Origin of the sequence: Mesorhizobium sp. M0029 (genome assembly GCF_040323735.1) — a bacterium.
In the GTDB taxonomy this organism is placed as follows: Bacteria; Pseudomonadota; Alphaproteobacteria; order Rhizobiales; family Rhizobiaceae; genus Mesorhizobium.
On record NZ_JAMYVF010000001.1, the window covers coordinates 378,485 to 399,882 of the forward strand.

The window sequence follows — 21,398 nt, forward strand, 5'->3', positions numbered from 1 at the left end:
TAACCTACTAAAGTAGTGTGCAGGCATCTCTGATCAAGCAGGCACCTTGATCACCGCCCGCAGGCCGCCGAGCGGGCTGTCTTCCAGCATGATGTCGCCGCCATGGCTGCGGGCAATATCGCGGGCGATAGAGAGACCAAGGCCGGTGCCGCTGGCGTCGAGGTTGCGCGCCTCGTCGAGCCGCACGAACGGTTTGAACACGTCCTCGCGCTTTTCCGGCGGGATGCCCGGACCGTCATCGTCGATGGTGACGACGAGTGAGCCGCGGCCGTGATCGGCGCTGATCTCCACCGTCTTGGCATAGCGCAAGGCATTGCCGGCGACATTGGACAACAGCCGGGCGAAAGCGTGCGGGCGCACATGCACGTCCGGATCACCGGCAAGCACGGTCGATAGCTTGCGCTTGTGCAGCGACGCCTCCTCGCCGAGCTTTTGGAAATAGGCCTCGAGATCGAAATGGCCGGCATCTTCCGACGCTTCGCCGCGGGCAAAGGCGATATAGCCTTCCAGCATCGACTGCATGTCGTCGATGTCCTGGTTGAGCGCGGCCTTGGTCTCGGGCTTGCCGCCGGCCAGCGCCAGCTGCAGCTTGAAGCGGGTGAGGATGGTTCTGAGATCGTGGCTGACGCCGGTCAGCATGGCGGTGCGCTGTTCCAGCTGGCGTTCGATGCGCTCGCGCATCTGGATGAAGGCAAAGCCGGCCCGGCGGACCTCCTCGGCGCCGCGTGGGCGGAAATCGCGCGGCATCGGCCGGCCCTTGCCGAAGCTTTCGGCGGCCTCGGCCAGAGACAGGATCGGTCGGATCTGGTTGCGAAGGAAGGGGATGGCGATCGTCAGCAGCACCAGCGACGTCCCGACCATCCAGATCAGGAAGATGTGGGTGTTGGAGGCATAGGCCTGGCTGCGGCGCACGAAGACGCGCAGCACCTTGCCCTCGAGCTGGATGCGGACCTCGACGATGTTGGAATTGCCGACCGTGTCGATCCAGAACGGGCGGTTGATCTGGCGGGTGATCTCGGTGGAAAGGACGTCGTCAAGGATCGAGAAGAAGGGCTTGGGTCCAGGCGCGGGCAACGGGTCGGGCGGCAAGAGGTCGACCTTCAACTGCATGCGGTCCTGGGCGATGCGGATGATGTTGGCGTAGTCGCCATCATGCGGATAGGTCTCGATCATGTCGATGATCGCGGCGATGTCGCGCACGGTGGCCTGCGACAGGCGCTGCGTCACGGTTGCCCAGTGGCGTTCCATGAAGTCGAAGGCGACGACCGACTGCAGAAGGATCATCGGCGCGATGACGATGATCAGCGAGCGGGCATAAAGCCGCTTGGGCATATAGAACGCAACCAGCCGCCAGAACCGCTTCCAGGCACGCGGCATTGCTTTCAGCGCGCGTGATACGCGCGCGCCAAAGCCGCCTTGTTCCGGCCGTTCCAGTTGCGTGGTCGCCATTTGTCCTTTCGCTGGTCAATGGCCGCTGGTCGATGGCCACACATCTATGGCCAAGGGCGGCCGTCAGCGGCATTCTATTCCACGCTGAGCCGATACCCAATACCGCGCACCGTCTGCAGCCAGACCGGATTGGACGGATCGCGCTCGATCTTGCGGCGCAGCCGGTTGATCTGAACGTCGATGGTGCGCTCGCCGACTTCCGAATCGTCACCGACAAGCTCATGGCGCGGGATGGTTTCGCCGGCCCGCGCGGCAAAAATCGCCAGGATCTCCTGCTCGCGGTCGGTCAGCTTCAGCGCCTCGCCGCCCCGCTTCAGCTCGCGCCTGGCGATCTGGAAGGTGTAGGGGCCGAAGACCAGCTGCTCGACCTTGGGCGTGGTCGCCGGGCCGCCGCGGCGCAGAATGTTGTTGATGCGCAGGATCAGTTCGCGCGGGTCGAAGGGCTTGGGCAGATAGTCGTCGGCGCCGGCCTCGAGCCCGGTGATGCGGCTGTCTGTCTCCGACAGGGCGGTGAGCATCAGGATCGGAACGTTCTTCTCCGCCCGCAACGCCTTGGTGAGATCGACGCCGGTTTCACCGGGCATCATGACGTCGAGGACGAGGAGGTCGAAGTCGAGTCCTGCAAGCTTTCGCCTGGCCTCGCCGGCATTTCCGGCGACAGTGACGCGAAAACCGTTTTCGGTCAGATATTGCTTGAGCAAATTGCGGATGCGGGTGTCGTCGTCGACCACAAGCAGATGCGGCGCATCATCGTCCGGCGCTGTCGGCTGGTCCACCCTCTCAATGGTCTCCATGGCTTTTCCCTGACATGTTTGCAGGCACAATGTCGATCTGCGCCCTTAGTTCCGGATTGACCATCGCTTCCAGGAATCGTTCGATCAAGGGGCGCTCGCTGGCTCCGGAATCTTCCAATGCAGCACGGATGCGGCGTGACTGTGGCCGCGCCAGGGCCAGCGCCAGGGCGCGGCCCTTGGCTGTCGGATAGAGCTCCCGCTGGCGGCGGTCGCGCGGACCCTGCAATTGGACGATATGGTCGGTGTCGATCAGCTGCTTGAGCACCCGCGCCAGGCTCTGCTTGGTGATCTTGAGCACGTCGAGCAGTTCGGCGACCGTCAGTCCCGGCCGGCGGTTGACGAAATGCAGCACACGGTGATGAGCGCGGCCAAAGCCGTAATCGGCCAGGATCTGGTCCGGATCGGAAGTGAAATCGCGATACGCAAAGAAGAACAGTTCGATGATGGCGAAGTCGATGCCGTCCTCGTCGGTTATCGGCGTCTTGATCGGTTTTCCGGCAGCTGGGCTTCGATCCGTCATCATTTCTCCGTCCATAGAGGGAAATATGTCAGTACTATTGACGTAATTCCCCTGCAATGGTAATTTTTGGCAAGCTTTTGGGCGGATTGCGAACGAAAAGGGAAGGGAGTGCGGTTTTTCCGGAACTTCCTGAGTTTGCCAGAGTTCGATTCTCCGCTTACGCTTCAAGGGCCGCCCGACGCGGCTGTCGCGCAACAAAAACAACACCAATGATATGCGGGTCGCCGCCCGCGGGAGGTTTCCATGGCATCCGTTCCCTTCGACCAACTGGACGGCTTCATCTGGATCAACGGCGAGTTCGTCAAATGGGCCGACGCCAAGATCCACGTGCTGACCCACGGCTTGCACTATGCCAGCGCCGTCTTCGAGGGCGAGCGCGCCTATGGCGGCGCCATCTTCAAGCTCAACGAGCACACCGAGCGCCTGCATGAATCGGCGCGCCTGCTCGGCTTCAATATTTCCTATTCCGTGGCCGAGCTCAATGACGCCTCGACCACGCTTCTGAAGAAGCAGGGTTTCCAGGACGCCTATGTCAGGCCGATCGCCTGGCGCGGCAGCGAACAGATGGGAGTGTCGGCGCAGAACAGCCGCATCAACTGCGCCATCGCCATCTGGCAATGGCCGAGCTATTTCGACCCGGCGCAGAAGCTCAAGGGCATCCGTCTCGATCTGGCGGAATGGCGCCGGCCCGATCCGCGCACCGCGCCGTCGAAGTCGAAAGCCGCCGGCCTCTACATGATCTGCACCATGTCCAAGCATGCCGCCGAGGCCAAGGGCTATGCCGATGCCATGATGCTCGACTGGCGCGGCCAGGTCGCCGAAGCAACGGGCGCCAACATCTTCTTCGTCAAGGATGGCAAGATCCACACGCCGAAGCCCGATTGCTTCCTCGACGGCATCACCCGCCGCACCGTCATCGGCCTCGCCAAGGACCGCGGCCTTGAAGTCGTCGAGCGCGCCATCATGCCTGAGGAACTCGAAGGCTTCGAACAGTGCTTCCTCACCGGAACGGCAGCGGAAGTGACGCCGGTCTCCGAGATCGGTCCGTACCGATTCGAGGTCGGCGAGATCGCCAAGACTTTGATGAACGACTATTCTGCTGCGGTGCAACCTAAGCATGCGATAGCCGCAGAATAACGAAAGTCACAGCTTTTTTCGTAAGCAGGGGCGGTTTTGAGGCCCGCCCCTTTATTTCAGCATCTGTGCATTTGACTTTCGTATAATTCAGCGTCTCATGATGGTGTCGGCCCGGGAGGCTGGCAGCTATGGAGGGACTAGGTACATGGATACGAATACGCTCATTGCGCTCGTTGTACAGGTAATTGCAGGTGTTGTCGGTGGTCAGGCGGTCGGCGTTGCGCTGAAGAATGCGGCGATGGGCCAGCTGACCAAAATCATCGGTGGCGCCGTTGGCGGCGTCGGCGGCGCGGCGATCCTCGGCAGCCTGCTCGGCGGCACGGCCGACCCGGCAGCGGCTGCCACGGCAGCGGGCGGATTGGGCGATACGCTGAACCTCAAAAACCTGCTCGGCGGCGCCGGCGGCGGCGCCATCCTGACCGGCATCATCGGTGCGGTCATGGGCGCGATGAAGAAGTAAGCCAACTAGATCATTCACCGTTTCACGGCGAATGATCTAGTTTGTTGTTTTACGCAATTCCGGACGGAAAACCGCTTTACACTTTTCCTGGAATTGCTTGAGACTGAGGCTTCGTCAAATGGGCGGCCGTTGGGCCGCCCATTTCTGTTTTGGGACGGACTGTTTGCCTTTCAGCAGTGGACGGCCTTCGCCCGTGCCTCTACATCACGCTGGAACAGCGAAAGGACAATCATGGGTCAGCTCAATGCCGGCATCGTGCCGGTCACGCTTTTCCAGCAGAACTGCACCATCCTGTTCGACATGGATGACAAGCATGGCGTCGTCGTCGATCCGGGCGGCGACATCGACAAGGTGTTGGCGGTGCTGAGGGACAATGCGATCACCGCCGCTGCGATCTGGATCACCCATGGCCACATCGATCACGCCGGCGGCGCCATGGAGCTGAAGGAAGCACTCGGCATCGAGATCATCGGCCCGCACGAAGCCGACAAGCTATTGCTCGACAATCTCGAGAACCAGGGCCAGCGCTACGGCATTGCCGGGGCGCGCAACTGCGTGCCCGACCGGTTTCTCGCAGAGGGCGAGACGGTTTCGTTCGGCTCACATATGTTCGAGGTGCTGCACTGCCCCGGCCATGCGCCCGGCCATGTCGTATACTACAATCGCGCGGCGAAGTTCGCTCATGTCGGCGACGTGCTGTTTCGCGGCTCGGTCGGGCGCACCGACCTGCCGGGCGGCGACCATGCGGCGCTGATCGCCTCGATTAAGAACAAGCTTTTGCCGCTCGGTGACGAGATCGGCTTCATCTGCGGCCACGGCCCGGGTGGCCGCTTTGGCGAGGAAAGGCGGACCAATCCCTTCCTGACTTAGCGATGTCTTTCTGCCAAGAAAAAAAGCGCTGGCCTTGCGGTCAGCGCTTTTTGTGGGACAGGGAAGCTCAATTCGCGACGCAGAAATGCTGCTCACCGTCATTGCCGGTGAACGTGCCGCTGCGGGCATTGAAGCTCCGGTAGCGGTCCGAGCAGTATTCGTACCAGTCGCGGGTCCACGGCTCGGCATAGCGGTCGGCATAGACGACCCGCGGTTCGGCATAGTAACGGCGCACCGGCGCCGGCCGCACTTCGCGATAGTCATAGTCGTCGTCATAGCTGCTGTAGCGCGGCTGCGGGTTGCTCAGCGCACCGGCGATCAGAGCGCCGGCCGCAAGGCCGACGACACCGGCCGCAAGCGCGTCGCCATTATGATGACGACCATGGCCATGATGCCAGCGGTTCCAGTCCTTGGCATTGGCGGCAGGCAAGGTGGCGAGGGTGGTTGCGGCGAGAGCGGCGCCCAGGATGGCGGTCTTGAAAATGCGATTCATTTTGGTCTCCTTCGTGCCGGCCCGGATAGTTTTCGGGGATGCGGTCCAGCCTGGGGGACGATTAATAGAAGACCGTGGCTGAACGGGGGCTGAACGGAATTGGCTGATACGATCCAGTTCTTGCGGCAAAACCAAGCGCGTACGCAAGGCGCTCCGCCTCGTCAATCTCCGTCCGGACTGTCTTGAGCCGGCTTAGCCGACCGACAGGTTGACGGCCTTCGGACCCTTGCCGCGCTTGTCCGGCTCGGTGTCGAATGTCACTTTCTGTCCATCCTCCAGACCGGAAAGACCCGAAGCCTGCACGGCCGAAATATGAACGAAGACATCCTTCTGCCCGTCGTCGGGCGTAATGAAGCCGAAGCCTTTGGCATGATTGAAGAATTTGACGGTGCCGGTCTGCGGCATGGGAAGCTCCCTTTGATCCCACAAAGTCCAGTTTCGGGCCGGCAAATGCCCGAAGGGAAATTTGTCCTTTATTTTAGCGCTATCGGCAAGAGAAAGTTTTGGCGACGGCGGCAACGCTGAAGGCTGCTCAAATAGATCGTGGCACCGAAGGCAATTCGCGCCAGACGATTGCTCCGGCGATCAGCCACGGCATTGACCGGTAAAGCGTCCTTTGCCTGCGGCGACGGCGGACATGAAAAAGGCGCAACGGGAAACGTCGCGCCTTCGAAACTCTGGACGGCTGACAAAGCCGGTTCAAACACGCTTGAGGTGCTTTTTCGAGCGCCCTGACGGGCGCGCGGGCACCGCCGGTTCAGGCCGCGCGGAGGTTGACCGCCTTCGGACCCTTGCCCATGCGGTCGGGTTCAACGTCGAAGGTGACCTTCTGGCCGTCGACGAGGGTACGCAGGCCCGAGGCCTCGATCGCGGAAATGTGGACGAACACATCCTTGGCGCCGCCGTCGGGCGTGATGAAGCCGAAGCCTTTGGTCGCGTTGAAGAATTTAACGGTGCCGGTCTGGGCCATTGGGGAAACTCCTTCACCCGTGTCAGTCTTATGGTTTGCCCGCCGCCTGGCATCGTGGGCAAGTCCCGGTGGTTGCTTCGGCAGTCCTGCATTTGCGCATGGTAAAACCCCCCGCCGAAAACGGGGCCGTCAGAGATTCACAGTATCGGGGAAAGGTCGTCCAAAACGTTCCGCTCTCCGGGTCGCAAATGCCCGAACACAAAATTTATCGCACGGAAACGTGATAGTTGCAAGATAGCGCCGCGGGCCGCGTCCATCGACGCATCCCAACGAAGGCGCTTCGATAAACCTGGGTTCTTAAGAGTTCATCAGCCAGAGCCCGGCCACGCATGGTCCGGCGGTCTGGTCCAGGGCCAAACCAATGCGCGGGCCGGGCATCGTATGGCTCCCGCGCCGCAAACGGGGGTTGCATTTGGCAAGGGAATGGCGAGGATCGACAGGCGCGTTTTGCGCCGGGGACGGGGGTCTCGAGGGAGGCATATTCATGAGATTTCTTGCGACGATATTCTCGCGCCAGGGTTTTACTATTCTCTTCCTGTCGGGTCTTCTTGCGGCCTGCACCGTCGTCGTCGATGACGGGCCGGGACCACGTCCGCGCCCGCCACGGCCGGAACCGGAATTCTGCACCAGGCAATACGAGCCGGTCTGCGCGCGGCGCGGCGGTGACCGCCAGACCTTCGCCAATGCCTGCCTTGCCGAACGGGAAGGCTACCGCATCGTTCGCGACGGCCCTTGCCGCGACGGCGGTGGTGGCGGTGGTGGCGGCGAAGAGCCGACATTCTGCACGCGCGAATACGCCCCAGTCTGCTCCCGTCGCCATGGCGAACTGCGCACCTTTCCCAACGCCTGCGAGGCTCGTGCCGCCGACTACCGCGTCGTCGAGGACGGCCCCTGCTGATTTTTCCTTCTCCCCTGTCGGGTGAGTCCGCCGGAGGCGAATTCACCGTCCCACTGGCACGATAAAAGGCGGCGAATGCCGGGACCCTGCGAAGCAGCGGGGACCGGGCGGGTGGACCGGACCACCCTTGGTCCTTCGCAGGCTCAGGGCGTTCGAAACGAAAAGCCAACAATTGGCTTTTCGTCTGCTGCGCGGACCGCTTCTCACCCCCAAGGGAGAAGGCAAGGTCGCGGATCGGAGTGGTTGCCTACGCCGAATACGCCCCGTCGGCCGCGCCGGCATAAAGCTCTGCGCCGTCCTCGTCGCAAATGCGCAGACGGTCGGGGATCTGCGGCATGGCGAGGCTGTGGAACAGGTGGCGCCCTGCAGGGCGGCGCGCAGGTTCGGCGCGTCCAGCGATACCTTGTCGAGCGTGGCTTCGTCGACGTCGCGCGAGCGGCTCGACGAAGAACGTCAAGCACGCCTCCGTTGCAGAGTTTTGCGCGAGATCGTCAGTCCGAGATCGTCAGTCCATTGCCGGCAGGTGCGCCAGGCGCGCCCTGCCTGGTCAGCCCTTCGACTTCGGCTTGAGGCTGCTCTCGGCTTGCTTGACCGAGGAACCGAACGGGGAGGCGGCCTTGGCCACCACCTTGTCTTTCCTGGGCTTGCGCGTTTCGCGATTGCTGCGCTGCTGACCCTTGGCCATCCGTCTGCTCCTTCGTACGTGCTGGGTGGGTGCGGTGTCAGACGGCCGGGCTGTCGGGGACAGCCGGGGGGTCCGCTACTTCGAGGTTGTCTTCCGTGGTGACCCGCTCATACGTCTCCTGCTCGCTGCGGATGCGATATTGCGGCGAGCCATCCTTGACCGGCAATCTGCTCTTGATCTGAAACAGCTCGGCGGTCTTCTGGGCGAGCCCGCTGCGGCTCTTCATGCGCACGGTCTGGCCGACGGCGAAGAGGTGCGAGGGCGTGTCGGTGCGCGGACGCGCATTCTGCTGGAAGCGGATCATGCTGCGTTCTCCTGGTCGCGCCTCAGCGCTGTTTCGAGTTCGAGGTAGTCGATGGCGACAAGCTGGCTGGTGGCCGGGTTCTTCACCGCCCTTGCCGGCAAATGGATGAAGGTGGCGACGCGACGCCAGGCAAGCCGCGACATGCCCTCGATCAGCTCTTCGTCGTGATCGATGTCATAGTCGCCGGCCGGCAGTTGCCCTTCCAGCCCGCCAAGCACGAAGGGTGCCGCGAAATGGGCGATGGAACGGGTGGTGCGATCCGGCATTGGCTTGGCTCTGGTTCGTCGATGCTTTCCGGCATCAACAGGGAACTCAACCATCGGCGATTGGAATGAGTTTGGCGGGTCGAGTATCTCCGACGCCGCTATATGCCAAGCTTGGCCCAAAAAACGATCTCAGACCAATAATCCGAAATTGCTGATTATTCAAGCTGATTTCCGCCACGGCTCGACCGATATAAAAATTTCTCGTATAAACCTCTAATAAATCTGCTATCCTGGAACAATATCAGCCAGTTTCTTATTTAGAGAGCATCGGAATAATTATTCAGTGCCTAAGATTATTTTTTACGAAGGGCAAAATATATGAGAATCATGAAAACGCCGGATCGTCCGACCGCAACAATCGAGCCAATCGTCCTCTTCCCCAAGGCAATGTCAGTGCGCCTGACGATAAGAAGCGACGAAGCGGCACGGCGCAAGATTGCCGACACCGACGGCACGCAGCGGCGGGAGCGCCGGCTCGCCGAAAGCAACCGGTTGATTTGACCGGGCTGCGCTGCTTTGGGTTCAACCGCAGCAACACCTTGTCCGGACCGAAGAGGATATCCGGCGGCACCCTTGAATCTGTCTCTTCCATGCCTTAGGTCCGGCAAGCGGACAAACACGGCAGGTTTCCCATCAACAGAGATCAGAGAAGAGCGGCGGGTGCTGGAGCTGGCGGACAGCCGCCGCTGGGCCTCGACCAATATGTGCAGCAGGCGCTGCAGCTGCATCAGGGCGGGCGCCGGCAGGAGGCCGAGACGCTGTACCGGCAGGTGCTGGCGCGCAAGGCCAATCACCCGGCAGCGGCGCATTTCCTGGGCCTGCTGCTGCACCAGACCGGGCGCAGCCCCGAAGGGCTGGAGCTGATCGAGCAGTCGGTGCATCTGCAGCCGAAGAATCCCGATTTCCTCAACAATCTCGGCACGGTGATGCGCGATCTCGGCCGCATCGCAGCGGCCGCCGATTTCTTCCGCGGCGCGGTAGATCTCAAGCCCGACCAGCTCGCGGCACGCGACAATCTGGGTTCGGCGTTGAAACAGCTCGGCCAGTTCGAAGCTGCGGAGGACATCTATCGCGGCACAATCGGGCGCAATCCCTTCCATGTCCGCGCCCGCATCGGGCTTGCCGAAACGTTGCAGGAAGCCGGTCGTCTGGACGAGGCGCTGGCGACCTTTCGCGAGGCGCTGACGATCCGGCCCAGGGATGCCGACCTGTTGCACGGGCTCGGCGTCGGGCTGATGGAAAAAGGCAAGCTCGATGAGGCGGCCGACCTGTTCCGGCAGGCGTTGGCGATCACGCCAGGCATGGCAAAAGCCTGGCTGATGCTGACGCAGGTCAAGCGCCAAAAGGAGCGCGACGCCGAACTCGCCGGCATGGAGGCCCAGCATGCCAAGGCGCCGGCCGACAGCCTGGCACGCATGCAGCTGTCCTTCGGTCTCGGCAAGGCCAATGACGATTTGAAGGACTACAACAGGGCCTTCGACTATTTCGCTGAAGGCAATGCGATCCGCCGCAAGGGCATCGATTATGATCCGGTCAGGACGCGGGCCGAATTCGAGGCGATGAAGACGGTGTTCAACGCCGGCTTTTTCGAAAAGCACAAGCCAAGTGCAATCTCCGACGACACGCCGATTTTCGTCGTCGGCATGCCGCGCTCCGGCACCACGCTGGTCGAACAGATCATCGCCAGCCATCCACAAGTCTATGGCGCGGGCGAGCTCAGCATGTTGAAAACCGCGGTCGGCAAGCAATTTCCGCTGACCATGCCGGGAGGTTTCCCCTGGGGACTGGTCGATGTATCCGACGCGGAGTTTGCGGAGGCGGGCCAAGCCTATCTCGACATGCTGCATGAGCGCTATCCCAACTTCAGGCATGTCACCGACAAGATGCCCGGCAACTTCCTGCTCATCGGCTTCATCCATATGATGCTGCCGAAAGCCAAGATCATCCATTGCGCGCGCGATGCGGCGGCGACCTGCCTTTCGATCTACAAGGTGCATTTCCGCGGCGACAACCACCGCTACGGCTATGATCTGGGCGAGCTCGCCGATTTCCACAACATCTACACCGACATCATGACGCATTGGCACGATGTTCTGCCGGGCGTCGTCCATGACGTGCGTTACGAGGATTTCGTGGCCGACCAGGAGGGACAGACGCGGGCGCTGATCGGGCATCTCGGCCTGTCCTGGGACGACAAGGCGCTGTCGTTCCACGAGACCGACCGCCCGGTGCGCACGGCCTCGGCCGCGCAGGTGCGCCAGCCGATGTATCAGGGCTCGGTCGATCTCTGGAAGCGCTATGGCGACAGGTTGAAGCCGCTGCTGGACAAGCTGGACTGAGCAGCGGCTAAAGCTCGATGAAGGGCTGGAAGCCGCCGAAGATCATGCGCTTCATATCGAAGGGCATGGGCCCCAAATCGGGTGTCAAACGGGGATCGGCCATCACCTTGGCCATTACCGCGTCGCGGCTTTGCCTGGACGAATAGACGGCCCAAGCAAAGACGACGATCTCGTCGTCTTTTGCCTGAACGGCACGCGGAAACGAGGTCAACTCACCATAGGGCACGTCGTCGGCGATACATTCGACATAGGCGAGCGCTCCGTGTTCCTTCCATATCGGGCCTGCGAGGTTGGCCAGCTTCTTGTAGTCATCGATATTTGCCTTCGGCACGGCGAGCACGAAACCATCGACATAGGACATCAGGTTCTCCTTGGAGTATCTCACAAAGCTCCTTACCGGCGTCAGCCGGTGAGGAGCTTTGTCAGCAGTGGTCAGTCTTTCTTCGCCGGCGCGTTCATCGCCCATTCGACCCCGAAGGGATCGCGCATGTTGCCCCACTGGTCGCCCCAGAACATCAGCTGCAGCGGCACTGCGACTTCGCAGCCGGCATCGACCGCGCGCTTCCACCAGTCATCGATCTCGTCGGCGCCGAGATGGAGCTGCATGGTATAGCCCTGCGGCTTGACGGCAGGCATGCCGTTTTCGGGGTAGAAATCGGAAATCATCAGCGTCGAGCCGTTGATGTGGAGATGGATGTGCATGGTGCGGCCCTGGTCATCGGGCGGATAGAAGAACACCTGCTCGGCGCCGAAGGCCTTCTTGTAGAACTCGGCGGCCTTGAAGGCGCCGTCTAGTTGCAGATAGGGGGTCAATCCACCGAGAACTTTCGCGGCCGGCTGAATGGGGGTCTGGTCGGTCATGTCTTGTTCCTCTTTGGGTTTGGTCTGGGCGCTTGGTTGGCCTTGCGAACCCTAGGACGAACCAGGCGGCGGCGATCCTACATGTCTGATGCGATTTTCTGGGCCGATGCGATTTTTGGGGTGAAATGAACTTGCGTCGGCGGCGCCCAATCAGAGCGCAATGCTCGCTGTCAGCAGGCTAGAAAGGGGACTGCTCCTTTAACCCCGTTGAGACGACAATGATCCTCTATTACCAGACCCATTCGCCCTTTGCGCGCAAAGCGCTCGTCTTCGCCCATGAGGTCGGGCTTGCCGACCGGCTCGAGGTCATTCATCACGAGACCAGCCCGACCTTGCGCAATGCCAGTGTCTACGCCGAAAACCCGCTCGGCAAGGTGCCGGTGCTGCTGCGGCCGGATGCGCCGCCGCTCTTCGATTCCGATGTCATCTGCGCCTATCTCGATACGCTGCATGACGGCCGCAAATTGCTGCCGCAGGACGGCGAAGCGCGCTGGCAGGCGTTGCGGTTGCAGGCGGTCGCCCAAGGCCTGGCGCAGACGGGCATAGGCCTGCGCTGGGAGACGGAAAGGCGGCCCGAACAGTTGCGCTATGCAGCGCTTGCCGAAGGCTACCGGGAAAAAATCGAGGCCAGCTATGACTGGATCGAAAGCGCGCTGGACGACGAGACACCGCTCCATGTCGGCCATATAGCGCTTGCCACCACGCTGTCCTGGATGGCGTTCCGCCAGCTGCCGTCCTTTCGCGCGCGGGCGCGGCTGACGCGCTGGTTCGAGGCGTTCGAAAAGCGTCGATCGATGCAGGCGACGCCGCTGTCGGGCGATACGCATGACTGAGCAACGGTCGCCCCGCGGCGGCCTGCATCGATCTTTCCCGACCGCATGGTCAGGGCGCCCTGCAGATCCGCGGGCCGTTTTGCGCGTCGATGAGGATTTCCGGCCAGCCGATATCCTTGCGCAGTTCGATCGGCAGGGCCAGAAGCTCGCGCTCGCTGCGATAGCGGGCGCGGTTCTGTGCGTAACGGGCGGCGACGCGGCCTATGGATGACAGGATGGACATGATGCGTTCTCCTCAGATGAAGCCGGCATCATCGTGTCGGCATCCCAAGGACGCAGCAGGTTCAGGCGATCCGACAGAGCGCTGAAAATATTCTGGGAGATGTGAAACCATGGGCCGCAACACAGTGCGGCCCATGGTGGTAGTTCCTCAGCCCGCCGTTTCAGCCACTGAGCGGAAGAAATCCTCGGGGTCTTCGACTTCGGTCAGCTTCCGCTTGTCGATCAGCCAGAAGCGGTTGCCGATGGCGCGGATGAAGGAACGGTCGTGCGAGGCGAGCACACAGCTCGCCTGGTGCTTGAGCAGTTCCTCCTCCAGCGCTTCCTGGCCGTCGATGTCGAGATGGTTGGTCGGCTCGTCGAGCAGGTAGAAGTTGGGGTTGGCGAGTCTCAGCGCCAGCATCATCAGCCGCGCCTTCTGGCCGCCGGACAGCACGCCGATCTTCTTCTCCTGCATCTCAATGACAACGCCGGCGCCGGCAAGCAGCGAACGGGCGCGCTGCTCGCCGACATCGTAGCGGCGCGAGACCATGGCCAGCGGCGTGTCGTCGCCACTGATGCCGGCCAGCGCCTGGTCGCTGTAACCGAGCGCCGTCGACGGCGTCACTTTGACGTTCGGCACCGTGTCAGGCTCGGAGATGGCATTGCGGATCAGGTTGACGAAACGCGACTTGCCGACGCCGTTGCGGCCGAGCAGCACGATGCGATCGCCCTGGCAGATGTGGCGCTTGCCGGTCTTGAACAGCAGCATGCCGTCCGGCGTTTCCACCGTGGCGTCGTCCAGCGTAATCAGCACCTTGGCATGGGGGCCGCGGTTGGCCAGCCGGATCGCGCCGGCTGATTTCTCGCGATGCGCCGATACCGCGGCGTCTTCCAGCTTCTCCGCCCGTTCCCTGAGTTGCTTGGTCTTCACCGTCAAAAGGTCGCTGCCGGAATTGATGCCGATGTTGTTGAGCTTGGCGGCCTGCTTGCGCAGTTGCTGCGCCACCTTCATGTCGCGCTCGAACCGGCGCGCCGTCGAAGCGTCCAGGTCGTCGAGCGCTTGCCTCGCCCTGGAATAGGGCAGTGCAAACACCGGCGAGTCCTCCGGGCGCAAGAACAGCGTGCGGTTGGTGACGGCGTCGAGAAAGGCGCGGTCGTGACTGGCGATGACCACCGGCACCTCGCGAGGCAGGGCGATCAGCCAGCTTTCCAGCTGGCTGATCTTGGCGAGGTCGAGATGGTTGGTGGGCTCGTCGAGCAAAAGCACATCGGGGTCGGTGACCCAGACGCGGGCAATCAGCGCCAGCCGCTGCCATCCGCCGCTCAGCGCCTGCATCGGCCGTTCGCGCATCGGCTCGGGCACGTCGAGCGAATCCAGCGCCACGTCGACCCGCCACATCTCGCTGTCGGCCTGCCCCGCCGGCAAGGCGTCGGCCACCACCTGGTGGAAGCTGCGGCCGAGAAGGGCAGGAGGAACGGATTGTTCGACATGGCCGACGCGCAGGCCGCGCGTGCGGGAAATGTCGCCGGAGGTCGGCTCCATTGCGCCGGTCAGGCACTTCAGCAAGGTCGACTTGCCACGGCCATTGGCGGCAACGATGCCGAGCCGGTCGCCGGTGCCGATGGTGAGGTCGAGGTTGGAAAACAGCGGCGCACTCATGGTGACGCCGAGGGATTTGAGGCTGATCAGGGCCATTGTGATTTCTCTGGTCTTGCCGGTGTCCGGCTCAATGCACTTTGACGGTGCGCGTGCCGGCCATCAGGCTCAGCTTTGCGCACCACGAAGGGCAGACCAAAAAAATCGAAGCGGGAAAAAACCCGTGATGTCCCTGGTCAGCCCTGCAAGCGAACTCGCAGGGCAGAAATCGGGCCACGCTGACGATGGTGATCGATAGACACGCAGCCCTCCTTTCAAGACAAAACTTTGAGCGTGTGGAGCGATTACACCAAAGGCGGGGGTGGTGGCAAGTGGGCGGGTCGGTTGGCAATCGGCCGCTACTGTCACACGGGCCTCAGATGGCCTCCGCTCACTCCGTATTCCCTGTTTGGATCCAGCAGGAAATGTCCGAACACTGCGCTCCTGTGAAGATCAACAACGATCACAAGCAGGGCGTTGAACCTGCCGGTGCCAATCAGAACTTGATCGAACCGGTTTTGGGCATCCCGGTAGACATAGTGGACGTCGTTCAAATAGGGCAGGCCGATCTCATCGAGATCCAGCGCCTCGACATACGGCCATATGTCCACGGCAGCCTCTGCCTTGGCGGTGACGTTCGTCATGGGCTCGGCGAAGCAAGCCTTGAACTCGTCTTCCTGAAGTCTGCGCGTGACGATCATCACGCATTCTAGTGGCCGGCGTCGAAAATTCGCAACGGTGCAGCGGGTCGGTTCTTACCTTCTCCCCTTGTGGGAGAAGGTGGCCGAGCGAAGCTCGGTCGGACGAGGGGTGTTCCAGAAAACACCAACGTCTCACTCCGCTGGAACACCCCTCAACCGTCTCGGCGCTGCGCGCCGATCCACCTTCTCCCACAAGGGGAGAAGGGAAAGGGCGCTTACTTTCCTGGCCGTCCCGTCTTCCCCGGCCGCCGCTTATCACGACGCGCATCGCCTGGGTCCTCGTAGGAGCCGATGCCAGCACGCTGGCGAATGATTGGCTTGGGGGAATCGTCGCGATCCTTCGCGCCCCCCTCTGTCCTGCCGGACATCTCCCCCACTTGGGGGGAGATTGGGTTTGGCTTGGCCGGCACTTTTCCTTCGACCGGCTTTTCGGTCCGCCGTACGGTCATCTCGTCCAGCGAGTTTTTCTTGAACAGCGGCTTGGTGGCATCACCCGGAATGCCGAAGTCGGAGCCGTGCGCTTCCTGCGCCGACTGTTTCTTGAACAACGAGCGCGATACCGCTCCGGCCGGTGTCGGCATGTCGGTACCAGGCCCCATATCGTCGATCGACGGCTTGGCAAACAGCGGTTTCTTCACCGGCACGGCGCCGTCGGCACCCATTTCGTCGAGCGCCGGCTTGCGGAAGAGGTTGGACCGGGCAGCCCTGGCCGCCTCTTCAGCCGCGCGTGCGTCGTCGAACTTGCGAAAACGCTCCTGTTCCTCAGCCGTACGGTGCTTGGCCACGCCCTTGTTGTGCTTGCCCTTCTCGCGGCCGGAGACCGGGCTTTCCATGTCGGCGTATTTGGCCAGAGGGTCTTCCGAGATGGACAGTTCCATCTCGCGCAGCCGCTTGATCTCGTCGCGGATGCGGGCGGCCTTCTCGAAGTCGAGATTGGCGGCGGCGTCGCGCATCTGCTTTTCCATGGCGTCGAGATGAGCCTTGAGATTGTTGCCCATCATCGCACCGGCGCCGTCGGTGAACTGCGAGATATCGGCGCGGACATGGTCCTTCTCGTAGACCGAGTCCAGAATGTCGGAGATGCGCGACTTCACCGATTCCGGGGTGATGCCGTTGGCCGCGTTCCATTCCATCTGCTTTTCGCGGCGGCGGTTGGTCTCGGCCATCGCCCGCTCCATCGAGCCGGTGACCTGGTCGGCATAGAGGATGACCTTGCCGTCGACGTTGCGGGCGGCGCGACCGATGGTCTGGATCAGCGACGTCTCGGAGCGCAGGAAGCCCTCCTTGTCGGCGTCGAGGATGGCGACGAAACCGCATTCGGGAATGTCGAGGCCTTCGCGCAGCAGGTTAATGCCGACCAGCACGTCGAAAGCGCCGAGGCGGAGATCGCGCAGAATCTCGATGCGCTCCAGCGTGTCGATGTCGGAGTGCATGTAGCGAACGCGCACGCCTTGCTCATGCAAATATTCGGTCAAGTCTTCGGCCATGCGCTTGGTCAAAACGGTGACCAGCGTGCGGTAGCCGGCGGCCGTGGTGTCGCGGATTTCGCCGACGACATCGTCGACCTGGCTTTTCGCCGGGCGGACTTCGACCGGCGGATCGATCAGGCCGGTCGGGCGGATGACCTGCTCGGCGAACACGCCGCCGGCCTGTTCCATCTCCCAGGCGCCGGGTGTCGCAGAAACCGCGACCGAGAGCGGACGCATGGCGTCCCATTCCTCGAAGCGCAACGGGCGATTGTCCATGCAGGAGGGCAGGCGAAAACCATACTCCGCCAGTGTCGCCTTGCGCCGAAAGTCGCCACGATACATGCCGCCGATCTGCGGCACGGTGACGTGGCTTTCGTCGATGAAGACCAGCGCATTGTCAGGGATATATTCGAACAGGGTCGGCGGCGGATCGCCCGGCTGGCGTCCCGTGAGATAGCGCGAATAGTTCTCGATGCCGGCGCAGGAGCCGGTGGCTTCCAGCATCTCCAGATCGAAGCGGCAGCGCTGTTCGAGCCGCTGTGCCTCCAGCAGGCGGCCGGCGCGCTCGAGCTCGACCAGCCGGTGCTTGAGCTCCTCCTTGATCGACTTGATCGCCTGGTTCAGGGTCGGACGCGGCGTCACATAGTGCGAATTGGCGTAGATCTTGACGCTCTTCAGCTCGCCGGTCTTCTGGCCGGTGAGCGGATCGAATTCGGTGATCGCCTCGATCTCGTCGCCGAACATCGAGATGCGCCAGGCGCGGTCCTCAAGGTGGGCCGGGAAGATTTCGATCGTGTCGCCGCGCACGCGGAACGAGCCGCGCACGAAATTGATGTCCTGGCGCTTGTACTGCTGGGCGACGAGGTCGGCGAGCAGCGCCCGCTGGTCGAGCCGATCGCCGATCTGCATCTGGAAGGTCATCGCCGTGTAGGTCTCGACCGAGCCGATACCGTAGATGCAGGACACCGAGGCGACGATGATGACGTCGTCGCGCTCGAGCAGCGAACGCGTCGCCGAATGGCGCATGCGGTCGATCTGCTCGTTGATCGAGGATTCCTTCTCGATGAAAGTGTCGGTGCGCGGAACGTAGGCTTCCGGTTGGTAGTAGTCGTAATAGGAGACGAAATACTCCACCGCATTGTCTGGGAAGAATTTCTTGAACTCGGAATAGAGCTGCGCGGCCAGCGTTTTGTTGGGCGCCAGGATCAAGGCAGGGCGCTGCGTCTGCTCGATCACCTTGGCCATGGTGAAGGTTTTGCCGGAGCCGGTGACGCCGAGCAGTACCTGGGTGCGGTCATTGTTATCGACGCCCTCGACAAGATCCTTGATGGCGGTCGGCTGGTCGCCGGCCGGCTCGAAATCCGACACCATCTTGATAGCGATGCCGCCTTCGGATTTTTCCGGGCGGGCAGGGCGGTGCGGCGTCCACAGCACGCCGTCCTTGTGCAGCGGGTTGCCGGATTCGATCAGCGCCGACAGCGCCGCGACCGTCGCGGTGACGCTGCCCGAGGCCATCGTCTCGGCGTCTTCCAGCGAGATGTCGAGACCGGCGACCGGGTTGAGGCCGGCGGCGGTGCGCTCGCGCGCCGTTGCCGCGCCGCCCATCGAGGTCCCGCGCGAACTGCGGCCGGGGGAGGTTGAGCGTTCCGGAATCTTCTTCGCCACCTTCGGCGGCTTGGCGCCGCCGGAACTACGCCCTTCCTTCTCGGCCTCCTGCTCTATCTGCTCTGCCCAGTCGGCAATCGAGCCGCTCAGCGGCGTGCCGGTGAAGTCAGCCTGCGGCGCCTCGGCGAAGCCACCCTTGTGCAAGGGCTCCGAAGCATCGAGGAAATCGGTCAACGGGCTGCGCCGCTTGGGCGGCGAAGCGCTGTTGTCACCCGCCGGAGACGGTGTCTTTTTCTCGGGAAGTTTGGCCATGCCCCAAATATGGGCAGAGTCCGCCAAAATGGAAAGAGTGCAGTGGCAAGGGACACTAAGCGGGTCGAAGCTCCTGACACAAGGGTGTCAGGAGCTGTGTCACGCAAAGCCGGGCCACCTGCTCAATTGAACCACAGCGCGAAGGTCAAAAACCCACCGCCACCGAACTGACGCTGGATCTGGTCGAACTCGCCGCTGGTCACGATCTCACCGCTCTCGAGGTAGGGCGCGATGGCCGGGCCGGTAATCGACAGCACGAGGTCGAAAGGCTTCGGTTCTTCGAAGAAACGCTTCATGTTGATGCCCTGGCCGGTGCTGGCCGTGATGCGGAAATGCGGCAGCAGCTTGCGGCCTTCCAAAAGGTCTTCGGCCATGGTCAGAGTGGCGAGCCAGGCCTTGACCTGCTCCTCGCCGACTTCGAGCCCGGTGAGCGGGTTCTCGCCCTTCTGCTGCGGTCCCGGCAGCCATTCGCGGTCATTGTCGGTCTCGGCGCGGATCGCCTTCCAGTCCTCGCGCGACAGCCGGATCATTTCGAGCAGATGGCGGCGCGCCGCTTGACGTCGCTCGGGCTCGACCACCGGCCAGTTGACGAGGTGAACCATGGAGATGAAATCCGCGATGCGCCATTCCGATGAGAAGATGCTGCTGCCCATGTCCCCGGCGGGAGGCACCAGAACGTCCTGCAGCGGCAGTTTGGCGCGCGGGAACAGCATGTGGAACGAGCCGTCGAACATGGTCCTGAAATCATGCGCCAGCCAGAAATCGGCCTGCGCCATCAGGAACTCGGCATAGCCCTGCAGCCAGTAACCATCGGCGCGGTCGAAGCGGAAGGCGAGCGAGGGAGCGGCGGCGTCCGACGAGATGCCGCCGCGCGACAGCGCGGCCATGACCGCCGCGATGCTTTCATCCGGCGCGATGGCACCGTCTTCGTTGAGATCGATGCCGGCATGGGTGAGGTCGACGACCATGCCGATATCGGCTCCCGCGGGCACCGAACCCAGTGTCGCCGCCGACTGTTCCAACCGGTCGCGAAAGGCGACCAGGATGGCGCGGAACTGCTCATAGGTCAGCGGTTCGGGATTGGGATTGTCCGGAATCGGCAGCCGCATCAGCGGCAGCATGAAGGATTGTGGGCTTTCGAAGCCGTGGCGGTGCAGGCCGCCGGCCAGGATTTCCAGCGCGGTGAAGAATTCGCCGGCGCCGGCGGCGTAGGCTGACGCCGGATTGCCTTTCGCTGCAGACTCAAACGTTGTGAGCGCACGGTTGCGCTCAGCCACCGTTTTGGCCTCGAACAGCGCGGTCGCTGCTTCGGGAGCGGCGGCGCGGGCCGAAGATAAAGGCAGCAACAGGAGGAAGGCGGACGCCAGCAGGCCTGCAAAACGTGTCATCTCATTCCTCCACTATGCCATTGCGCAGACATTACACGCATTTGGCGCCGTGTCTGCCGGCGGCAGTGTTTCAAGGACTGACGGTCGACACTCCCCGGGCAGACCGTCTACACAAGCTAACCGATTGGGCAAACCATTGGGCGTCGCGTGTCGAACTATCCGCTTTCCTACAAACTGTCATGGCTGCCGCGCTTCCTGAAGCCGTCGCTTGGCGGCGATGTCAGGGATTTTGCGCCGATCGCGGCGACGACACTCATCGATCCACCGCCAGGGCGGAAGGTGCGGCTGGCCTTTGTCGGCGATATTTCGGCGGTGGCCAACCATAGTGCGCCGGAGTGCGATCCGGCGATCGCAAAGCTCTTGGGCTCAGCCGATCTGGTGATCGGCAATTGCGAAAGTCCGGTCGTCGAGCGGCCGAGCGTGGCGTTTGGCACGCGGCTTGGCACTCACCATGCGATGAGCGAGCGGTTTCTTGCCGCGGCGCTTGCCGCCGTAGGCATCGCGCGCGAAAGGCTCGTGCTGTCGCTGGCCAACAACCATGTGCTCGACCAGGGCGTCGCCGGTTTCGACGAGACGGCTGCGGCGCTGAAGCGGCTTGGCATCCGCACCATCGGCACCGCGAAAAAAGGACCGGTCGAGCAGGTCAAGGCCGGGCCGCTGACGATCGGCTTTGCCGCCTTCACACTGTGGCGCAATGGCGACGCCGGGCCATTCACCGAGCTCGTCTCGATGCAGAGCGATCCGGCGGCATGGCCGAGAGGCGCGGCCGACAAGAACATCGATCTCACCTGTGCGGTGCCGCACTGGGACTGGGAGTTCCGGCATTTTCCGCAGCCGCAAACGCAAACGCTGGCGAGGTTGCTGGCCGGTCACGGCGTGGGGCTGATTGCCGGGCACCACGCCCATGTCGTGCAGCCGGTGCAATGGGTCGGCAAGACGCTCGTGGCTTACGGGCTTGGCGACTTCCTCGGCACGGCGCTGGCGCGGCAGCCCTGGCCCGGCCGCATCGCCGGCATTTTCGTCGTCGATGTCAGCGCCGATCTCGGCAAGCGCGGTGCGATCGCCGGCTACCGGATGCATCCCTTCATGCGGCTGCGCGCAGGCGGGCATGAGCGGCTGGTTCCGGTCGAGGCGCTGACTGGCCGGATGAAGGGCAAGGTCGAGGCCAGGCTGAAGGCGATCTTTGGCGACTGACGACTTTCCCGTT

25 protein-coding genes and 1 pseudogene are annotated in these 21,398 nt (G+C 62.6%); 9 read left to right on the plus strand and 17 right to left on the minus strand.

Annotation, left to right across the window (positions count from 1 at the left end; genetic code table 11):
* Positions 1-33 precede the first annotated feature (33 nt).
* The 3 genes from NKJ76_RS01835 to NKJ76_RS01845 form a co-directional block, all read right to left on the minus strand.
* Positions 34-1,449 carry an ATP-binding protein gene (locus NKJ76_RS01835; RefSeq protein ID WP_023672026.1) on the minus strand — a complete coding sequence of 472 codons (1,416 nt, stop codon included), beginning with the start codon at positions 1,447-1,449 and terminating at the stop codon, positions 34-36.
* 74 nt (positions 1,450-1,523) lie between these two features.
* Positions 1,524-2,243, minus strand: a complete 720-nt coding sequence (locus NKJ76_RS01840) for a response regulator (protein ID WP_023672025.1) — start codon at positions 2,241-2,243, stop codon at positions 1,524-1,526.
* Positions 2,230-2,763 (minus strand): MarR family winged helix-turn-helix transcriptional regulator, encoded by a 534-nt coding sequence (locus NKJ76_RS01845; protein ID WP_023683723.1) that lies wholly within the window; start codon positions 2,761-2,763, stop codon positions 2,230-2,232. The genes NKJ76_RS01840 and NKJ76_RS01845 overlap by 14 nt, the downstream gene beginning before the upstream one ends.
* 243 nt (positions 2,764-3,006) lie before the next feature.
* On the opposite strand from NKJ76_RS01845, the gene NKJ76_RS01850 reads away from it, so the two are divergent.
* The 3 genes from NKJ76_RS01850 (at position 3,007) to NKJ76_RS01860 (ending at position 5,230) form a co-directional block, all read left to right on the plus strand.
* Positions 3,007-3,900, plus strand: coding sequence for a branched-chain amino acid aminotransferase (locus NKJ76_RS01850; protein WP_352536648.1), 894 nt, complete (start codon positions 3,007-3,009; stop codon positions 3,898-3,900).
* Positions 3,901-4,045: 145 nt separating this feature from the next.
* Positions 4,046-4,360 (plus strand): hypothetical protein, encoded by a 315-nt coding sequence (locus NKJ76_RS01855; RefSeq protein WP_023686110.1) that lies wholly within the window; start codon positions 4,046-4,048, stop codon positions 4,358-4,360.
* A 231-nt stretch (positions 4,361-4,591) separates the two neighbouring features.
* Positions 4,592-5,230, plus strand: coding sequence for an MBL fold metallo-hydrolase (locus NKJ76_RS01860; RefSeq protein WP_352536649.1), 639 nt, complete (start codon positions 4,592-4,594; stop codon positions 5,228-5,230).
* 67 nt (positions 5,231-5,297) lie between these two features.
* Here NKJ76_RS01860 and NKJ76_RS01865 read toward each other — a convergent pair whose 3' ends face one another.
* The 3 genes from NKJ76_RS01865 to NKJ76_RS01875 all read right to left on the minus strand — a co-directional run bounded on the left by NKJ76_RS01865 (position 5,298) and on the right by NKJ76_RS01875 (position 6,693).
* On the minus strand, positions 5,298-5,723 hold the full coding sequence (locus tag NKJ76_RS01865) for a BA14K family protein (protein ID WP_023672020.1): 426 nt from the start codon (positions 5,721-5,723) through the stop codon (positions 5,298-5,300).
* A gap of 192 nt (positions 5,724-5,915) precedes the next feature.
* Positions 5,916-6,128 (minus strand): cold-shock protein, encoded by a 213-nt coding sequence (locus NKJ76_RS01870; RefSeq protein WP_023672019.1) that lies wholly within the window; start codon positions 6,126-6,128, stop codon positions 5,916-5,918.
* Positions 6,129-6,480: 352 nt separating this feature from the next.
* Positions 6,481-6,693 (minus strand): cold-shock protein, encoded by a 213-nt coding sequence (locus NKJ76_RS01875; RefSeq protein WP_006202520.1) that lies wholly within the window; start codon positions 6,691-6,693, stop codon positions 6,481-6,483.
* Between the two features lie 484 nt (positions 6,694-7,177).
* Here NKJ76_RS01875 and NKJ76_RS01880 point away from each other — a divergent pair, with 484 nt between their 5' ends.
* The gene (locus NKJ76_RS01880; protein ID WP_352536650.1) at positions 7,178-7,591 is read left to right on the plus strand and encodes a Kazal-type serine protease inhibitor domain-containing protein; all 414 of its coding nucleotides are present in this window, start codon (positions 7,178-7,180) and stop codon (positions 7,589-7,591) included.
* A 247-nt stretch (positions 7,592-7,838) separates the two neighbouring features.
* Here the strand turns inward: NKJ76_RS01880 and NKJ76_RS01885 are convergent, their stop codons facing one another.
* From NKJ76_RS01885 to NKJ76_RS01900, 4 genes are all read right to left on the minus strand, one after another.
* A complete protein-coding gene (locus NKJ76_RS01885) occupies positions 7,839-8,048 on the minus strand; it encodes a hypothetical protein (RefSeq protein ID WP_352536651.1) in 210 nt (69 codons plus the stop codon).
* Between the two features lie 90 nt (positions 8,049-8,138).
* Positions 8,139-8,276: a hypothetical protein gene (locus tag NKJ76_RS01890; protein WP_023695786.1), complete on the minus strand. Its 138-nt coding sequence runs from the start codon at positions 8,274-8,276 to the stop codon at positions 8,139-8,141.
* Between the two features lie 37 nt (positions 8,277-8,313).
* A complete protein-coding gene (locus tag NKJ76_RS01895) occupies positions 8,314-8,580 on the minus strand; it encodes a hypothetical protein (RefSeq protein ID WP_352536652.1) in 267 nt (88 codons plus the stop codon).
* Positions 8,577-8,846 (minus strand): hypothetical protein, encoded by a 270-nt coding sequence (locus NKJ76_RS01900; protein ID WP_023672014.1) that lies wholly within the window; start codon positions 8,844-8,846, stop codon positions 8,577-8,579. Before NKJ76_RS01900 ends, NKJ76_RS01895 begins: the two co-directional genes overlap by 4 nt.
* 318 nt (positions 8,847-9,164) lie before the next feature.
* Between NKJ76_RS01900 and NKJ76_RS01905 the strand changes: the two genes are divergently transcribed.
* A complete protein-coding gene (locus NKJ76_RS01905) occupies positions 9,165-9,347 on the plus strand; it encodes a hypothetical protein (RefSeq protein WP_023695784.1) in 183 nt (60 codons plus the stop codon).
* 203 nt (positions 9,348-9,550) lie between these two features.
* Positions 9,551-11,185: a tetratricopeptide repeat-containing sulfotransferase family protein gene (locus tag NKJ76_RS01910; protein WP_352536653.1), complete on the plus strand. Its 1,635-nt coding sequence runs from the start codon at positions 9,551-9,553 to the stop codon at positions 11,183-11,185.
* A gap of 7 nt (positions 11,186-11,192) precedes the next feature.
* Here NKJ76_RS01910 and NKJ76_RS01915 read toward each other — a convergent pair whose 3' ends face one another.
* Positions 11,193-11,546, minus strand: coding sequence for a DUF1428 domain-containing protein (locus tag NKJ76_RS01915; protein ID WP_023683729.1), 354 nt, complete (start codon positions 11,544-11,546; stop codon positions 11,193-11,195).
* Between NKJ76_RS01915 and NKJ76_RS01920 the strand changes: the two genes are divergently transcribed.
* The gene (locus NKJ76_RS01920; RefSeq protein ID WP_352460608.1) at positions 11,433-11,798 is read left to right on the plus strand and encodes a hypothetical protein; all 366 of its coding nucleotides are present in this window, start codon (positions 11,433-11,435) and stop codon (positions 11,796-11,798) included. The genes NKJ76_RS01915 and NKJ76_RS01920 overlap by 114 nt on opposite strands.
* Here NKJ76_RS01920 and NKJ76_RS01925 read toward each other — a convergent pair.
* Positions 11,705-12,046, minus strand: a pseudogene (locus NKJ76_RS01925) (VOC family protein); the annotation flags it as partial. The gene NKJ76_RS01920 and the pseudogene NKJ76_RS01925 sit on opposite strands and share 94 nt — an antisense overlap.
* Positions 12,047-12,264: 218 nt before the next feature.
* Here NKJ76_RS01925 and NKJ76_RS01930 point away from each other — a divergent pair.
* Positions 12,265-12,879, plus strand: a complete 615-nt coding sequence (locus NKJ76_RS01930; protein WP_023672010.1) for a glutathione S-transferase family protein — start codon at positions 12,265-12,267, stop codon at positions 12,877-12,879.
* A 49-nt stretch (positions 12,880-12,928) separates the two neighbouring features.
* Here the strand turns inward: NKJ76_RS01930 and NKJ76_RS01935 are convergent, their stop codons facing one another.
* From NKJ76_RS01935 to NKJ76_RS01955, 5 genes are all read right to left on the minus strand, one after another.
* Positions 12,929-13,102 (minus strand): hypothetical protein, encoded by a 174-nt coding sequence (locus NKJ76_RS01935; protein WP_023672009.1) that lies wholly within the window; start codon positions 13,100-13,102, stop codon positions 12,929-12,931.
* Between the two features lie 147 nt (positions 13,103-13,249).
* Positions 13,250-14,776 (minus strand): ABC-F family ATP-binding cassette domain-containing protein, encoded by a 1,527-nt coding sequence (locus NKJ76_RS01940; protein ID WP_352536654.1) that lies wholly within the window; start codon positions 14,774-14,776, stop codon positions 13,250-13,252.
* A gap of 305 nt (positions 14,777-15,081) precedes the next feature.
* Positions 15,082-15,417, minus strand: coding sequence for a hypothetical protein (locus NKJ76_RS01945; RefSeq protein ID WP_023728225.1), 336 nt, complete (start codon positions 15,415-15,417; stop codon positions 15,082-15,084).
* Between the two features lie 215 nt (positions 15,418-15,632).
* Positions 15,633-18,803, minus strand: coding sequence for an excinuclease ABC subunit UvrB (gene uvrB, locus NKJ76_RS01950; protein ID WP_352536655.1), 3,171 nt, complete (start codon positions 18,801-18,803; stop codon positions 15,633-15,635).
* 122 nt (positions 18,804-18,925) lie between these two features.
* On the minus strand, positions 18,926-20,191 hold the full coding sequence (locus NKJ76_RS01955) for a hypothetical protein (RefSeq protein WP_352536656.1): 1,266 nt from the start codon (positions 20,189-20,191) through the stop codon (positions 18,926-18,928).
* 147 nt (positions 20,192-20,338) lie between these two features.
* On the opposite strand from NKJ76_RS01955, the gene NKJ76_RS01960 reads away from it, so the two are divergent.
* A complete protein-coding gene (locus NKJ76_RS01960; protein ID WP_352536657.1) occupies positions 20,339-21,385 on the plus strand; it encodes a CapA family protein in 1,047 nt (348 codons plus the stop codon).
* Positions 21,386-21,398: the final 13 nt, after the last annotated feature.

What these genes read in the sequence shown, in the direction of transcription:
- NKJ76_RS01955 (WP_352536656.1), bottom strand. Translation starts at nt 20,191, where the DNA reads ATGACACGTTTTGCAGGCCTGCTGGCGTCCGCCTTCCTCCTGTTGCTG.
- NKJ76_RS01875 (WP_006202520.1), bottom strand. Translation starts at nt 6,693, where the DNA reads ATGGCCCAGACCGGCACCGTTAAATTCTTCAACGCGACCAAAGGCTTC.
- NKJ76_RS01840 (WP_023672025.1), bottom strand. Translation starts at nt 2,243, where the DNA reads ATGGAGACCATTGAGAGGGTGGACCAGCCGACAGCGCCGGACGATGAT.
- NKJ76_RS01900 (WP_023672014.1), bottom strand. Translation starts at nt 8,846, where the DNA reads ATGCCGGATCGCACCACCCGTTCCATCGCCCATTTCGCGGCACCCTTC.
- NKJ76_RS01845 (WP_023683723.1), bottom strand. Translation starts at nt 2,763, where the DNA reads ATGACGGATCGAAGCCCAGCTGCCGGAAAACCGATCAAGACGCCGATA.
- NKJ76_RS01860 (WP_352536649.1), top strand. Translation starts at nt 4,592, where the DNA reads ATGGGTCAGCTCAATGCCGGCATCGTGCCGGTCACGCTTTTCCAGCAG.
- NKJ76_RS01865 (WP_023672020.1), bottom strand. Translation starts at nt 5,723, where the DNA reads ATGAATCGCATTTTCAAGACCGCCATCCTGGGCGCCGCTCTCGCCGCA.
- NKJ76_RS01935 (WP_023672009.1), bottom strand. Translation starts at nt 13,102, where the DNA reads ATGTCCATCCTGTCATCCATAGGCCGCGTCGCCGCCCGTTACGCACAG.
- NKJ76_RS01930 (WP_023672010.1), top strand. Translation starts at nt 12,265, where the DNA reads ATGATCCTCTATTACCAGACCCATTCGCCCTTTGCGCGCAAAGCGCTC.
- NKJ76_RS01890 (WP_023695786.1), bottom strand. Translation starts at nt 8,276, where the DNA reads ATGGCCAAGGGTCAGCAGCGCAGCAATCGCGAAACGCGCAAGCCCAGG.
- NKJ76_RS01940 (WP_352536654.1), bottom strand. Translation starts at nt 14,776, where the DNA reads ATGGCCCTGATCAGCCTCAAATCCCTCGGCGTCACCATGAGTGCGCCG.
- NKJ76_RS01870 (WP_023672019.1), bottom strand. Translation starts at nt 6,128, where the DNA reads ATGCCGCAGACCGGCACCGTCAAATTCTTCAATCATGCCAAAGGCTTC.
- NKJ76_RS01915 (WP_023683729.1), bottom strand. Translation starts at nt 11,546, where the DNA reads ATGTCCTATGTCGATGGTTTCGTGCTCGCCGTGCCGAAGGCAAATATC.
- uvrB (WP_352536655.1), bottom strand. Translation starts at nt 18,803, where the DNA reads ATGGCCAAACTTCCCGAGAAAAAGACACCGTCTCCGGCGGGTGACAAC.
- NKJ76_RS01880 (WP_352536650.1), top strand. Translation starts at nt 7,178, where the DNA reads ATGAGATTTCTTGCGACGATATTCTCGCGCCAGGGTTTTACTATTCTC.
- NKJ76_RS01905 (WP_023695784.1), top strand. Translation starts at nt 9,165, where the DNA reads ATGAGAATCATGAAAACGCCGGATCGTCCGACCGCAACAATCGAGCCA.
- NKJ76_RS01895 (WP_352536652.1), bottom strand. Translation starts at nt 8,580, where the DNA reads ATGATCCGCTTCCAGCAGAATGCGCGTCCGCGCACCGACACGCCCTCG.
- NKJ76_RS01945 (WP_023728225.1), bottom strand. Translation starts at nt 15,417, where the DNA reads ATGATCGTCACGCGCAGACTTCAGGAAGACGAGTTCAAGGCTTGCTTC.
- NKJ76_RS01850 (WP_352536648.1), top strand. Translation starts at nt 3,007, where the DNA reads ATGGCATCCGTTCCCTTCGACCAACTGGACGGCTTCATCTGGATCAAC.
- NKJ76_RS01835 (WP_023672026.1), bottom strand. Translation starts at nt 1,449, where the DNA reads ATGGCGACCACGCAACTGGAACGGCCGGAACAAGGCGGCTTTGGCGCG.
- NKJ76_RS01855 (WP_023686110.1), top strand. Translation starts at nt 4,046, where the DNA reads ATGGATACGAATACGCTCATTGCGCTCGTTGTACAGGTAATTGCAGGT.